This is a genomic window from Enterobacteriaceae bacterium Kacie_13, assembly GCA_013457415.1.
In the GTDB taxonomy this organism is placed as follows: Bacteria; Pseudomonadota; Gammaproteobacteria; order Enterobacterales; family Enterobacteriaceae; genus Rahnella.
Window position 1 is genome coordinate 4399394 of the sequence record CP045665.1, and the last position, 15810, is coordinate 4415203.

Here is a 15810-nt window from a genome sequence, read left to right on the forward strand (position 1 = left end):
TAAATGACCTTTCCAAATGCTGCTCATCAAAGATATAGCGGTGGTCGCCGATAAATCTGGAAAATTATAACAGCGAAAAGAGGTTTCCCGTTCATCACGAAATCAAACAGGGTCATATCTTACAAATATAAAGTCATAACGTAATACTTATTGTGTAATAACTTTACACATCAATAAAATATCAATATAAATTAATGAAATTCATTTTCATGAGTAATGAATTATTTGGATTTTTCGCAGCAAACAGGCTGACTTCAGGGGCATGTTCCCCGATAGTCATCCGCCATCGCCATCTTCAGCAACAGGTCATGGCCGATGTAATTGCTCCAGTTGAAAGAGTTCTGTAAGACAACAACCGCATTCTTATGCTTTTTATCGAAACCAATATAACTTGAGTACCCGCCAATATAGCCAACCTGATAAGTGATCACCTGATTATCTTTATGGTCAGTGACCCACGCGATATTGGCTGCTTCGATATTCCGCTGGAAATAAATTTTTTCAGAAACTCTTATCGCAGAATTAAGCTCGCTTGGTTCCGAGTCTGTTATATGCGCACGGAGGTATTTCAGTAAGTCGTCAACGTTACTGTATAAGTTAGCCGCCGCAACCATATTATTCGTGAAAGACCAGTCGGGTACCACTTTGCCACGGCGAATAAATTTCGGCTGATCGCCCGCATGGCCGATGGCCCGGTAAGGATAGGCTTTCAGCGTCGGGCCGTGGAAGCTGGTACTGCCCATTTCCAGCGACCTGAAAATAAAGTCATAAGACAGCTGCTGGATATCTTCGCCGGTTTTTAACTTGAGAATGTAGCCGAGCAGTGCGTAACCCAGATTGGAATACTGAGGCTCCGGCGTTTGCGGCCGTTTAAACGAAGAGAGATCGTTCACCACCGCATCGCTGTCCAGTTCGCTATAAAAGTTATCGCCGGTATACAGATACCGGAGGAAACTCTGCAACATGTCTTTGTTCATGTTTTGGCGCGGTAGCCCCGAGGTGTGGGTCGCCAGTTGTAACAGGGTGATGTTCCTGGCGTCTTCGCTCAGCGGCGTATTTTTCGGCAACAAATCAGAAAGCTTGTCGTCCCACTTCAGCAGCCCTTTATCCACCAGCCCCGCCACCACTTCGCCGGTCACGCCCTTACTGATGGACCCCAGCGCGAACAGCGTTTGCCCGTCAATTTTGTAGCCATTCACTGCGTTGGTGTGACCGTAACCCCACGTCCGCGCGACACCGTCGTTACGGATGATCCCTATCGCCAGTCCGCTGGCCTTTTCTTTTTTGATGTACTGCGACACGATGCCATCGACCAGGCCGTCGATATTTTGCGTACAGGCGAGCTGCTTCACCGCCTGCGGATTTTCCTTCACCTGCATCTCAGACAGCGTGCTGCATGAAGTCAGCAGCAAAGGCATCAGGATACTAAAACCGGTCAGTCTTCCCGTCACTCTTTTCATTGCATTGATTTATCACGCGAAGCCGGACGGGGATAATGACGGGTGTACATCAGGAGACCTTGCGAAAGTGGTTTACGCACGCCAGATGGCGCACTGCAGGCCGCACACTGAGCGATTTCGTGGATTTTTACAATCGGAATGTTACGCGATAGCCAAACCAAACAGGGCACCAACGCAGAAAGAAAAAGAGGCCGATCGTCAGACCGGCCTCCTTCATTCTTTTCACGCGATTAAAACACGCTGTTTCTTGTCAGGCATGGGTCGCAGGTTTCTGCTCAGAACTCGCCTGAGCATTTTGCAACATGCGTCGAACCGGAATGATCAACACGAACAGTACCGCCGCACAGATCAGCAACGCAATGGAACAACGCGCGAAGAGGTTCGGCAGCATATCCAGTTGATCGGCTTTCACGTGACCGCCAATCAGACCGGCCGCCAGATTTCCCAGCGCACTGGCGCAGAACCACAACCCCATCATCTGCCCGCGCATTCTTTCCGGTGCCAGCAGCGTCATGGTCGCCAGACCAATCGGGCTCAGGCACAATTCGCCCAGAGTCAGCATCAAAATACTGCCCACCAGCCACATTGGGGATACGCCTGCGCCGCCGTTGGCCAGCACATTTTGGGCCGCCATCATCATGATGCCAAAGCCCGCCGCCGCGCATAATATACCGATGATGAATTTGGTGATGCTGCTTGGACGCACATTGTTGCGCGCCATCATCGGCCATGCCCAGCTAAATACCGGCGCAAGGATGATGATAAACAGCGCATTGATGGACTGGAACCATACGGCTGGGATTTCAAAATCGCCGATCATGCGGTTGGTGTAGTCATTGGCGAACAGGTTGAACGAGGTCGGTTTTTGCTCGAACGCAGACCAGAAGAAGGCCGCAGACACCAGTAAAATAAAGCAAACCAGCAACCGGGCGCGTTCTTTGCGGTTCAGGCCGGCAAACACAAACAGGTAAATAAAGTAGAGAGCCACCGAGGCGGCAATCACGTAGACCAGCACGCTGGCAACCGCGACCGGGTTAATCACAATCACGCCCTGAGCAATCAGCGCAACAACGATCGCCACACCCACCGCCAGCGCCAGCAGCCAGGCGCCAACGCCCTTTTTCTTCGCCACCGGATTATTCCAGGTGGAGTCCAAACCGACTTCGCTGTCGTAACGTTTCATCGACGGCACCGCAAACAGGCGGAAAATCACCAGCGCGATCAGCATCCCGATACCACCGATACCAAAGCCCCAGTGCCAGCCATGGGTTTTTATCAGCCAGCCGGAGATAAGCGGCGCGATAAACGACCCCATGTTGATGCCCATATAAAACAGCGAGAAACCGCCGTCGCGACGCGCATCGCCTTTCTTATACAGCGTGCCCACCATGACCGAGATACAGGTCTTGAACAGGCCAGAGCCGAGGACGATAAACATCAGGCCGATAAAGAACAGGCTGTCGCCCATAAAGGCGGAGAGCGCAATCGACAAGTGACCAAGGGCAATAAGGATTGAACCGTACCAGACTGCACGCTGCTGACCGAGCCAGTTATCCGCCAGCCAGCCGCCCGGCAGCGCGGCGAGATACATACAGCCAGCGAAGATACCGACGATAGCCGAAGCGTTTTCACGCGCGAGCCCCATGCCGCCTTCGTAGACCGTCGCCGCCATGAACAGAATCAGTAAAGGACGGATCCCGTAAAACGAGAAGCGCTCCCACATCTCGGTGAAGAACAGTGAGCGCAGCGGATAAGGGTGGCCTAAGAAGGTCCGGCCTTCGTTTTTACTACCAGAGGAATGCATAAATTCTCCAAAAAGTCTGACGGAGTGTTTGCGAACACTGAACTGCGCGGCGGCTGTCTGGCGGGCCGCTCATCATCATTCAGCCATTATTATTTGATAACAATTGGGGGTTATCTCTAGTGCCAACCGCAGGACTTTAAGATGAAAAGTCGACCATTGTCCACTTTTACAGACTTTATGACGGTTAATGCGGGAAATGACTGGCAGGAGAATACATGGGTTTGATGAGCGGAAAAGGGGTGTAAAGAGGTAGCACTCCAACAGAGTTGTTTGTATGAAGTGCTAAGAATTTTGAATACTTATGAATTACGTGAAGCTACTGTGTTGGAACAATAAACATTGTACAGAAGGACATTTTGGAACAATAAAGTTTGTACACTAATCGCTTACCAGGAAAAATTCCCACAAATTCATAAGGATGAAACTCGATGGACCACCATTCACAGCGCAGATGAAGCTCAGCCAAAAGGCGGACATTTAAAACCAGCCTAAACATATTGTAAGTCCCATTTGATAATGTCACTTTTGGAGATGCGGATGTTTTGTTGGACTGGTTATGTTGTGATCCCAAGATGCTGCCGTACTTAACCGGACTCATTGCACCTCACTAACCAAAGTAATGTCTCTGATTCCAAAAAGGTTTAATAATATGTTATCCGTACGCCCTTACAGGTAAATGATGTTGATGGCTGCATTTCCGTCGGCCTGGGCGACTTCCGTTATGCTCTTCAACTCTGAGGACAGTGCGACATTGACAGAAAAGGAAGTGGAAAAAGCACTGCCTGACGAAGGTGTCGTTTCACCATCACGGGCAAAAGAATAGTAAACGGGTTTTCCACCGTTAGTGTTGCTCAGCATGTTATTTTCTGTCTGTGGTAACCAGAGTTCGGTGTTATGCGAGGCGATGTTTTGAGCTTCAATACCCTCAATCAGGCCCGATGCTGGGACGGTAATGTACCAGCTACCAATAGCAATTTGCCCGGCACTTTTACCGAGGCCAAACAGATCCGCGCTGTTGATAATGTTTTCAGGAAGCATTGCCGGTAACGACTCATGGCGGTTATCGGTCAGTGTATAGGCGACACGGGTTGGATTTGTGCAGATGATATCCAGACTGATGTTCTGAACTGATACGACCTTCACCCCCTCTTCAAGTTGTTTTGAATCAAGATTACCGATATCCACTACGCCATTATTGGACAATGAAGGTATACACGAACCCGGTGCTACCGTCCCTTTTATCTGGACGGTAGCTGTCGCTGCCTGGGTACTGACAGACATTAACAGCGTAATGCTAAGTATTATTTCTCTGACATACTTCATTTATTATCTCTGATGACATCCGGCTGTCATCGCTATCTGTAACATAATGTCGCAGAACATCCTTATTAGAGTTTATAAAAAGCATCCATTTACAGGATGGTATTTTTGCGTATGGAATTTAAATAGCACAGGCAATTCACTTGGCGAGGAATATCTTATGTTAATAGTAGGAGTACCGCTAACAAAGTATTTTAAATACACTTTTCGTTATTCCTGAATTAGCTGGTGTGAACTGGCTTACAGAAGATAAATGCAATAATAAACTTCTGAATTCATAAGGTTGAAAATGTTAAAACAACATCAAAAATTAACAAGTATCCTTCGGAGCAGCAAACTATTATCTATTCTAACATCTCAAAGGTGTTACAAATCCCGGGCGGGGCTAAACCAAGGTGAAGTCCGGGATCTTCTGAATAAAACACTAACTATTCCTCCTCAAAGTGTTTTTCTAACCAGCTCACCAGTCCGGAGAACATTCCATTATGAAGGGCATTTTTGTGATACATCATGTATGTGGTCACGACCTGCGTTTTGAAAGACCTATCCAGCGTGCGGATGTCATAACTGTTTTTAAGTTTTTGATATAGCCAGACAGGAATGACGCCAACGATATCCGTTTCTTCAACCGTGGAGAGAATCGTCATGAGAGAACTGCTGCCGATTGCTGTCTTTCTTTCTCCAAACTGCTTTTTAACGTGTAGCTGACCCAGCTGAATATCCATCCCTTCCGTTTCAAACAAGGCAAACCTTTCCAGTGCGGCCTCTTCTTTTGAAATACTGCTTCCAAGCCTCGGGTGGTTTTTACGGCAAATAAACATGCTGCCTTCCTGATAAAGAGGCACCGTCTCCAGCGCAAAGCTGTGGCAGGGTGACACGTCAAACAGTAAATCCACGCCCCGGCGTTGCAGGAGTTCTTCCGGTGAATCCAGATCACGTAAAAAGTCCCGGTGCAAAACTTTGCAGTGCGGAGCATGGATCTCAAGCCAATGTGAGATAGCGGGGACAATGCGCATGGCAACATAGGTTGGACAGTGGACCGTCAGCAAATCTCTGTTGTCCCCTTGCGTCATGGATTCAAGGCTGCTCATCAGGCCGCCATAGGTTTGTAGTAACTGGGTATAAATATCGGTGGCCATGGCGGTAGGCACCAGCCCGGAATGCGTGCGAATAAAAAGGGGGTCGGCAAAGAAGTCACGCAACTTTTGCAGTGACTGACTGACAGAAGAAGGCGTGAGGTTCAGCGACTTTGCCGCTTTAGTGACGCTGCGCGTCATGTAAATCGTTTCATAGGTGGCCAGCAGGTTGAGGTCAAACTTACTGACAGCACGGGATCTTTTATTAGGCATTTATATCTTTCCAAATATTTTTAGCAGAAGTATGAAAATTGCAACACGAATCAAAACAGTATGGTTCTAAAGCCGCAACGCCGGAAGTATTTTTTAGCTTATTTATTTACAAGCTGAAGACAATCTATATCTTAAGGACAACCGGCTGATCATCATATAGGGGGGATTTTGCCGGATACATTTTTCATTTCCCAGGGTTATATTTCATTTTATCTCTTTGTGTAAACCCATAAACTAATATATTTTTCCCGCGACACCAGTAACATACATCAAATTACGTTTAGAGGTTTTCAGATGTTGTTAGTATAACGCCAGTTCCCGCATAAGCTAAAGCCGTGAAATAACCGCCCCTGTTCACGGGCTGATACCGCCCGTTACCAGGGACGGTTTGTTAATTATTTGCATGTGTTTTAACATTTTCAATCGCATGATATTTAATGGTTATTTTTGAAAGCGCTTTATATTACCCCAAAAACAACAGTTTATTCTCTGATTACGAAAAGTGTTTTTAAAATACAGAGATGTATATTTCTGGTGAATTGATTAATACTGACTGGCATCGGAGTGAGGCACGGGAATACAACTTAGCTCTCGCCCCATTCATATTCACTCTATGATTGATCAGATATTTACACCTGAACCTGTTTAATACGGGAGCGGTCCCTTTATTTATCAGCAGTCTGAGCGCGATGTAAAATACTGATCAATTATATTTGATCTTCTGCTATAGAGATATATTGCTCATGAAAAGTAAATTTAGCCAATATGCCATTATGCTGGCAGGTACATTATTGCCTCTTATCCCTTCACTGTCTCATGCCACCGGTATGGTACCTGAAACCACCGTCTTATTAATTGATGAGGCCGAAGGTGGCGGCAGCATGAACGTCAAAAACACCGACGATAAAGCCGCCCTGCTCTACACCACCATTCAGGAAACTGACGGCAGCAGCAATAAAGGGGCGATGCTCGTCGCCACCCAGCCGATTGTCCGTCTTGAAGCCGGTCAGACACAACGCGTGCGCTTTGTGCTCAACACCACCGCTCCGCTGCAGGTTGAGCAATATAAGCGCGTGATTTTTGAAGGCATTCCTCAGGCGAAAGCCGTCGGTAAGAAGCAAATCACCACCACCATCCGCCAGAACCTGCCGGTAATTATTCATCCTAAAGGCTTGCCGGAATTCACCACACCTTGGGAAAAACTGGAGTGGAAAGCACAAGGCAACGTGCTGAAAGTGACCAACCCGAGCGCTTACGTGGTGCGTATGTCTCCGCAGGTCGTCACCCAGCCATCCAACGTTTCAGGCAGCTTTGACAAAACCTTCATCCTGCCGGGCGAAACCCTGACAGTGAATCTGAAAAGTTCAACCTCTGATAAACAAGTGAAGATGTTCCCGTCATCACGTTTCGGTTTCGAAGCGGGCAGCTACGTCGCCGCATTGAAATAACTTCCGGATTTCTTCCGATATGTAATGCCTCAGGATGAGGCGCTGCCCTTTCACTTTCAGACAGCAGGTTGTAGCCGTAATGGATAAGAAATATGTTTCAGGGCTGATGATGCTCAGCATCATGGGCGTGAGCACGGGAGATGCGCGCGCGGCAGAGGCGGTCGCCGGTATTACCGCCAGCCCTGCACCAGTCGATACGGCAGCAATTGCACCTACGGATGGCGGCACCGACCTTGCCCTGAACTTTGATCTGGAAACATTGCGTTCACGCGGTGTGGATCCCTCGGTTGCGAAATATTTTGCCCGTTCGGCGCGTTTTGCGCCGGGCACCAAAGTCGTGGGCTTTTCGCTTAACGGCAACCCGAAAGGCAGTATTCCGGTGACGTTCGACAACCAGGGGCAACCCTGCGTTGACCGCACCTTTTTGCAGGCAGCCGGATTGAAAATTCCCAAAGAGGTGGCGGGCGCCCCTCTTCCTGCAGAGAACGCAGAGCCGGAGCAGAAAGCACAGGCTGCGCGCCCGGCGGATGCTGACATTGTTCTGCCTGACGTAGCTCCATCCAAACAGGACACGACGGTCTGTTATGACTACGCCAACGCTTTCCCCGGCACGGTATTTAGCCTGTTTCCGACCGAGGACAGAATTGAACTGGTGACGCCACCGGAGGCGCTGCAACCTCTTTCGATGCAGGCCGGTAACTACAACACCGGCGGTACGGCGGCGATGCTGAACTACTCGCTGTTTTCCAGTAAGAACAGCTTTGAAGGCGGCACTACCAGTTACAAACAAGGCATGTTTGAGGCCGGATTCAACGTGTCCGACTGGTTGCTGCGCAGTAAACAGATGGTCAGCGAAACGGACGGGAAAATGAACCGCGATGCGCTTTACACCTATGCGCAGCATACGTTCACCGGCATTAAAAAGATTGCCCAGGTCGGCCAGATTAACGTCAGCAGCACCCTGTTTTCAGGCAGTGCGATTAACGGCGCGCAGCTTATCCCGGAAACGGCACTGGATGACAGCGGCGGTAGCGGCATTACCGTCACCGGTATTGCGCAAACCCCGCAGGCGCGCGTGGACATCAGACAATCCGGCGCCCTGATCTATTCGACGCTGGTGCCCGTCGGGCCGTTTACCCTCGACAACGTGCCGGTCATCAGTGCCAACACAGATCTGGATGTGACGGTCACCGAAACGTCAGGCTCATCGAGTCACTTTACCGTCTCCGCGGCCAGCCTGTCCGGCACGTCGCTCGGGCGGCCGCAGGGATTATCGATGGCGGTGGGTAAAGTGCGCGACGTGGATGCGGATTTTGAAGACCCGTGGCTGGCGACGGTTTCCAATGGCTGGCAGGCCACAAAATATCTGAATGTGACCGGCGGGTTGTTAGGTGCCAATAAATATCAGGCCGTGGCCGGGGGGATCGATATTACGCCGGTGACCGACCTGATGCTCAGCGCCAAAGTGCTGAGTGCAGCGGACAAGCGCAACAACAATAAAGGTGAGCAGATCACGCTGTCGGCGAATTATGCCGCGCCTTATAAGCTGAGTTTCGGCGTATCGGGGTCACAGAACAGCCTGGGTTACCGGGATCTGCAGGACACCTTTACCAATGATGACAACACCAGCCACACCAAAAATGACCTGTCGTTCTCAACCGGCTGGTCAAACGACCTGGCGGGCAGTTTCTCACTGGGGTATTCGCGCTCCGTCAGCTACGGCGAGGACAGCCCGTCAAAACGCGTCACAGCGTCCTGGGGCAGGACCTTTAAATACGCGTCAGTCAGCGTCAACTGGCAGCACGAAATCGACAACAGCAATGACCGGCGCACCGGTAATGCCAGCAGCAATAACCGCAATGATTACCGCTATGACAATGATGACCGCGGCGACACCTTTTACGTCAACGTCAGCATTCCGTTTGGTACGCAAAGCGTGAATACCTATGCGCGTAACGACGGTCAGGACACCAGCTACGGCGTGCAGACGGCGGGCAGTATTACCCCCGATCTGGGTTACACCGTATCGGCGGAAAACACTAATCCGGGCAGCCAGAACAGCGTGAACGGCGGGCTGAATGCCAACCTGCATTACACCCGTTTAAGCGTGAATGCCGGCGGCAATTCCGATAAGAGCCGCAACACGTCGGCGACGCTTGACGGCGCGATTGTGGCTCACAGCGGCGGGGTGACCTTCTCGCCTTACGCGGTGCAGGACACATTTGGTATTGCATCGCTTGGCGACCACGTCGCCGGGGTAGAAATCAGTACGCCGCAGGGCACGGTGTGGACGGACAAATGGGGTCAGGCGGTGATACCGGCGCTGAACCCGTATAAAAACTCGAACGTCATGGTGAATACCGAAACCTTGCCGAAGAACGTTGACGTGAATAACGGCATGAAATCCCTGACGGCCGGGCACGGCTCGGTGAGCAAATTGCAGTTTGGCGTACTGACCGTGCGACGCGCCATGCTCAAACTGATCATGCCGGACGGCAAACCGGTGCAGAAAGGCGCCGTGATTTTCGACAGTGAACACCAGTACGTCACCACTGCGGTGGAAGACGGTGTGGTGTTTGTTACCGACGCCGCCAACGCGGGCGACCTGTACGCACAGACCGATGACGCCGGGCACAAATGCAAGCTCAAATTCTCGCTCGCGGAAGAGCCTGATTTAAATGAATTTTATGAAAACGTGGGCGCAACCTGCCAGGCCGAATAAGGGCACGGCACCCGTTACTGCTCACCGGAGAGAAACCCATGCGAAAGATCATGAATGCTTTTAAGAAAAGAATGCCGCGACTTCACGGTGACGCGGGTTATGCCGTCCTGATGCTGCTGACACTGACCAGCACAATGCTGGTCAGTGAAGGGGCCAGGGCGGACATCAGTAACTGCACGGTGACGCTCTCGCCCGCCGCGCACGATTACGGCGAGTTGCTCAAAAGCCGGCAGAGCTTTGTCAGCACCGCGCAGGGTAATGCGGCCACGTTAAGTGTCCGCAGCAGTAACCTGACCATCACCTGTCCGCAGGCGGAAAGAATGGATTTACGTTTCACCGGCAGCAGCCTTTCAGACGGCAACTTTGCCTTTGGTCCGAAAGGCAAGGTCAGCGTGTCGCTCGGTTCCGCCCTGCTGGACGGCAATGCCGTACAGCTGGCGAAAACCAAACATAAGGGCGTGATTATCGGCCCGGTCATCGCGGATACCCAGGTCCTGAGTGCCGACGATGAAATCACCGTGGGCGCGAACAGCAGCGTGAAGGGAACGACCCTGAACGCGACGGTGACCGTCACGCCTTACCTGCTGGAGTCGGCGTTTGTGGTGCAGGACGCCGCGGTGCAGGAGCAGCAACTCAATATCGAGCTGCTGCCGGTAAATTAAAGAAAAGCAGTGAAGCCTTTAGCAATGATGAAAGCGAACGGCAGCGTCCCGACGGAAGATCCCGTTATCAGGGCGTCCGCTACCCAACAATTTATTTTTTACACGTGTAACCAATGGAGTTTTACAAAATGGAAAGCAATATCAAATCAGTACTGAAAATGACCACCCTGGCCTGCCTGCTGGCAGCGACTAACTCTGCGATGGCTGGCCCGAGCGCGACCCTGCGCATCACCGGTACCATCACACCGGGCGCTTGTACGCCAGTGCTGGGTAACAGCGGCATCATCGACTTCGGCGAAACCTCCGTTGACCAGCTGCCATCTACCGGCACCCTGGCACTGGCGGGTAAATCCGTTCAGGCCACCGTGACCTGTACCTCAGCAACCAAAGTGGCCATGAGCTTTGTCGACAACCGTGCGGACTCCGTACCGGTACACTCCGATGAGCCGACCGCTGCCGGTACCGTGTTCGGTCTGGGTAAAGCAGGTGACATCAACATCGGTTCGTACGGTCTGAGCATCTCTGCAATTCAGGGTGACGGCACTGCGGGCGACCTGCTGATGAGCTCCGACAAAACCGCGTGGAGCAAAATGACGCTGGACAGCTTTGCGAACAACAACACCGCGCAGCAGTATCTGACCTTCGCGTCAACGGGCACCACTGACCCGACAGAAGCCACCGTGTTTACCTTTGACCTGAAAGCCACCCCGGCGCTGAGTTCAGCACTGGGCGGTATCACCGATACGGCGAACCTGGACGGTAACGCCACCATTAACTTCGAATACCTGTAAGCAGGATAAGGGCGCCCTGACGGACGCCCTGAATTTTCGACACGTTAAAAGACGAAATGGAAAACATTAAAATGGAAAACAAAACAATGAAAAACATCTTCAAATTAACCGCGCTGGCCTGCCTGATGGCGGCGGCTTCAAATGCAGTGGCTGCCCCAACTGCAAATGTACAGATTAAAGGTACGGTGAAAATGGGGGCGTGTACGCCGACGCTGAGTAATAACGGGATAGCTGATTATGGAAATGTGATCACTGATCAACTTTCAGCAACCGAAGATACTCAAATGCCACATAAATATATCACCATGAATATTACATGTGGTTCGCCAACTTTGCTTACATGGCAAATGATTGAGAACAGATTTAATACCAACAGCTACTCGGTAGTAATTTTGGATTCAGCTATTACGCCATATGATGCAACGAACAATAATAATGTTTTCGGTGTAGGCCTGACTGCTCAATCTAAAAGAATTGGTGGATATGCTTTAGCATTTGATTATACCCAAATGACAACAGCAGCTGGTTTAAGGTTGATTCAGAAAACGTCTAGTGAAGACTGGATCCTTTCCGGAACTGCACTTGCAACACGCTCGAATCCTGAAATACGCTTTTTTTCTTTGGCTGGGCCTGACGCCCTTGAACCGACGGCTTTCTCTGACCTGACGATCCCAATGAAAATATCATTTGCAATTGATAATGGATTGAATATTACCGATGTTACATCCATTGATGGCAATGCAACTCTTAACCTGAATTATCTTTAATTTTAATATATTCAGAATGGCGAGATGGCTGTATTTTTAGCCGATTCATATATATTAAAATAGCTATTTCCTTAATTGGGAATTACAATCTTTAATCTAAATTAATGCACTCACAAAGTGAATATTGAACAGTACATTGAGTAATGTTCAGTATATATTTAACAAACACGGAGTGAGTGCATGTAGTAGCTGACGTTTGCCGCCACCGGCAGCACCGCGCCAGCAGAAGCGACCGTGTTTAGCTTTAACCTGAAAGCGAAACCTGCGCTAATTAAAAGAGAATACGACAGGAAATCTAACCTGTCATAACTGATCTGATTTACATAACACATTCATTACTTTGTAATATCACCTCCACAAGCATGTGAAGAGAAATTAATAAAACAATTCATACTTAATAATCACTGACTCCCCAATCATTTTATGGATAAGGAATTTCATTATGATAACCGATCCAATATCTCGCCCTACACTTTCTCGTCCCTCTTGTCGTAAATCATTACTCGCCAGCCTGATATTCAGCAGTATTTTTACCTGCGCTGAAACTGCCCGCGCTCAGGGTCAGGTTGTCATCACAAAAGGCGGCGAAGTCACCCTTTCCGAAGCCCTGATTGAAACGCAAGGCGACAATAAAACTGGCGTCAGCGTCCGGGATGCCGACAGTCTTGCCACCCTCACCGACACAGATATCCTGACCGACGGCATGAATTCCGCAGGGCTGTATGCTGCCGATGGCGGCAACATTCAGTTCCTCGGCGGTACTGTTACCACCGGAAACAGCGTGGCTTTTCAGGTATTAAACGGCGGTCGTATTAACCTTGAAAACACCACGCTGACGAGCGCGGGTACGGGCAAAGCCATGGTATCGGTCAGCGGCAGCGGCTCTGAAATCACCGGCAACGGGCTGACTCTAAGGGGGTCGGGTTCCGATGCTACCGGTTTCTCCGTGGCAGACCACGCCGTTGTCTCACTGAGCGATGTGGATCTGGAACTCACAGAAGGCTACAGCGCTCTGACCGTAAACAGCGCGGATGCAAACTTCACTCACTTCTCTGTAAAACAGACATCCGGGGGGGCACAGAGCGTAATTTATGCTCAGGGTGATGCCTCAAAAACGGCCACTATTACGCTCACCGACAGCCACGTTGAGGCCACCGGCGCCAACGATACGCTCATTAACGCCAACAACAACAGCCATATCACCCTGAACGGCGGTGATTACGCTTCGTCCGGTGACTACTTCACCACCCTTTCCACCTCCTCAGTCAACAGCACCCTTGATGCCAGCGGCATTACGGTGATCACTAATGGCAACACTTCTCACGGTGTGAATAACCGCGGCGTGATGAACCTGGCGGACAGCAGCATTACTGTTAACGGCAATGCATCGAACGCGTTGTATTCCGAAGGCACGTTAACCGCCTTCGACATGACGCTGAGTACATCAGGTTCTGATGCGGGTGCAATAAGTGCAGCGCGCGGCGGGTCTGTGACTCTGCATAAAGCAACAGCAGAAACCACCGGTGCGCGGGGTTATGGCGTGGTGAACTATGCCAGCTCGCATATCACGGCGACGGATCTTACCGCCACAACCACTGGCGAAGGTTCACACGCCCTGCTGGTCTACAGCGACAGCGATTTATCGCTGACTGACTCGAACGTTGAGGCTCAGGGCGCTGGCAGCGTGGCCTTGTATGCGATGGGCGCAGGTGGCGCAAATCCACAAATCACCGTTAACCTGCGAAACAGCCAGCTTTCAAGCGTACAAAATCAGGGGCTGTATGCGACGGGTGCGAATCTGATGGTTAACCTGTCCGACGGTGCATCGTTTAGCGGTGGCAACGGGCAACTGGCGACCGTACGCAGCGGGATGGCCGGCACCGATGTCGTGAATTCAACGATTACGCTGAACGCCGACGGCGGTTCAACGCTGACCGGTGACATTCTGACGGACGGCGGTATATCAACGGTGGATATCAACCTCAGCAATGCTTCGCAGTGGACCGGCGCATCCCTCATGGCCAACGATCTGGATATCGACGATACCAGCCTGTGGGATATGACCGCCAGCTCTTCGATTTCAGCGCTCAACCTTAATGGCACCGTTAATTTCCGTCCGCAAAATACCGGATTCTCCACCCTGACGGTGAATAACAATCTGACCGGAGGTGGGCTTTTTGTTATCAATACCCAACTCGGTGATGATAATTCACCAACCGATAAAATCGATGTCAAAGGCGATGCTACCGGCGATTATCGTTTAACGGTGAATAACGCAGGCGGCACCGGTGCTCTCACGACGGGCGACGGTATCGAGGTGGTGAACATCGACGGCACGTCACAGGGAAGTTTCAGTCTGACAGGCCGTGTTGCAGCCGGTGCTTATGAATATCAGTTGCAACAGGGTGGGACGCAGGATGCTAACGACTGGTATCTGCGTTCTTCTTACCTGCCACCTGATCCGGATCCAACACCAGACCCGGACCCGACACCTGATCCAGATCCTACGCCTGATCCTGACCCGACACCTGCGCCAACCCCAGCTGATGGCGATACCCCGTGGCGCGCCGAAGTACCGGGCTATGCTGCCGCGCCGTGGCTGATTCAGCGTTATGCTTTCGATGCGCTGGGCACTTACCACCAGCGTACCGGCGGTAACGTGAATCATAAAAATGGTACATGGGGACGCATCAGTGCGCAGCACCTGAACGCCGATGCTGGCCGTTTTAGTTACGATACCGATACATGGTTTGCTCAGTTTGGGACTGATTTGTGGGAAAACAGAATCGAGGACAAACACCATCGGGCGGGCTGGTTAATCACCATTGGCAATATGAAAACGGACTCCCGTGACGCTGCAAGAGCCGTGAACCCTGTGTTGTCTGTCAACACCGGTTCAATAGATACCGTGGCCTATAGCCTTGGGGGCTACTACACGCAGGAAAGTCGTGATGGGAGCTATGTGGACATCGTCAGTCAGGCGACGTGGTATCACACCAATTACCAGAGTCTGGTGGATGCCACCCAGCATGGCTTCGGCATCGCGTCATCCGCTGAAGGGGGTAAACCCTTTGCGGCGTATGCCGACTGGAGAATCGAACCTCAGTTGCAGATGAAACTTCAGTATCTCAATCTTGATGGATTCAGCGACGCTATCAGTCAGGTATCAGGAGCATCGGGAACGCATGCCCAGGTCAGAACCGGTTTACGTCTCTACCGTGAAAACACTTTGTGGACTCCATATGCCACTCTGGATGCCCTAACCGATATGGGGAGTTCACTGACCGTTTCAGTCGCCAGTCAGCCGGTCAGCGCTGATTTCAGTTCCGGTCAGTGGCAGGCCGGTGCTGGTATCAGTGCAAGCCTGGGTGAAGATTCTGCTGTCTATCTGGATACACGCTATATGCGGGCATTTGATGGTGCACAGGAAGGGTATAGCGGCAACCTGGGCGTGAAAGTCACCTTCTGATATGTGCCTTTGAAACGA

General features: G+C 50.9%; 10 protein-coding genes. 6 read left to right on the top strand and 4 right to left on the bottom strand.

Translation table 11 applies throughout. From position 1 onward, the window contains the following. Positions 1-254: 254 nt before the first annotated feature. The 4 genes from GE278_20230 to GE278_20245 all read right to left on the bottom strand — a co-directional run bounded on the left by GE278_20230 (position 255) and on the right by GE278_20245 (position 5933). Positions 255-1460 carry a serine hydrolase gene (locus GE278_20230; protein ID QLK62935.1) on the bottom strand — a complete coding sequence of 402 codons (1206 nt, stop codon included), beginning with the start codon at positions 1458-1460 and terminating at the stop codon, positions 255-257. 250 nt (positions 1461-1710) lie between these two features. Continuing rightward, positions 1711-3264 (bottom strand): MFS transporter, encoded by a 1554-nt coding sequence (locus tag GE278_20235; protein QLK62936.1) that lies wholly within the window; start codon positions 3262-3264, stop codon positions 1711-1713. Between the two features lie 666 nt (positions 3265-3930). Beyond that, complete coding sequence (locus tag GE278_20240; GenBank protein ID QLK62937.1) at positions 3931-4587, bottom strand: DUF1120 domain-containing protein; 657 nt, start codon at positions 4585-4587, stop codon at positions 3931-3933. 425 nt (positions 4588-5012) lie between these two features. After that, positions 5013-5933 (bottom strand): LysR family transcriptional regulator, encoded by a 921-nt coding sequence (locus GE278_20245; GenBank protein QLK62938.1) that lies wholly within the window; start codon positions 5931-5933, stop codon positions 5013-5015. A 743-nt stretch (positions 5934-6676) separates the two neighbouring features. Between GE278_20245 and GE278_20250 the strand changes: the two genes are divergently transcribed. The 6 genes from GE278_20250 to GE278_20275 all read left to right on the top strand — a co-directional run bounded on the left by GE278_20250 (position 6677) and on the right by GE278_20275 (position 15792). Beyond that, positions 6677-7381, top strand: a complete 705-nt coding sequence (locus tag GE278_20250) for a fimbria/pilus periplasmic chaperone (protein ID QLK62939.1) — start codon at positions 6677-6679, stop codon at positions 7379-7381. 34 nt (positions 7382-7415) lie between these two features. Next, complete coding sequence (locus GE278_20255; protein ID QLK62940.1) at positions 7416-10103, top strand: fimbrial biogenesis usher protein; 2688 nt, start codon at positions 7416-7418, stop codon at positions 10101-10103. Between the two features lie 38 nt (positions 10104-10141). Next, complete coding sequence (locus tag GE278_20260; GenBank protein ID QLK62941.1) at positions 10142-10765, top strand: hypothetical protein; 624 nt, start codon at positions 10142-10144, stop codon at positions 10763-10765. Between the two features lie 113 nt (positions 10766-10878). Next, positions 10879-11556, top strand: a complete 678-nt coding sequence (locus GE278_20265) for a DUF1120 domain-containing protein (protein QLK62942.1) — start codon at positions 10879-10881, stop codon at positions 11554-11556. Positions 11557-11612: 56 nt separating this feature from the next. Next, complete coding sequence (locus GE278_20270) at positions 11613-12323, top strand: DUF1120 domain-containing protein (GenBank protein QLK62943.1); 711 nt, start codon at positions 11613-11615, stop codon at positions 12321-12323. 442 nt (positions 12324-12765) lie between these two features. Beyond that, positions 12766-15792, top strand: a complete 3027-nt coding sequence (locus tag GE278_20275; protein QLK62944.1) for an autotransporter outer membrane beta-barrel domain-containing protein — start codon at positions 12766-12768, stop codon at positions 15790-15792. The last annotated feature ends 18 nt before the right edge of the window (positions 15793-15810 follow it).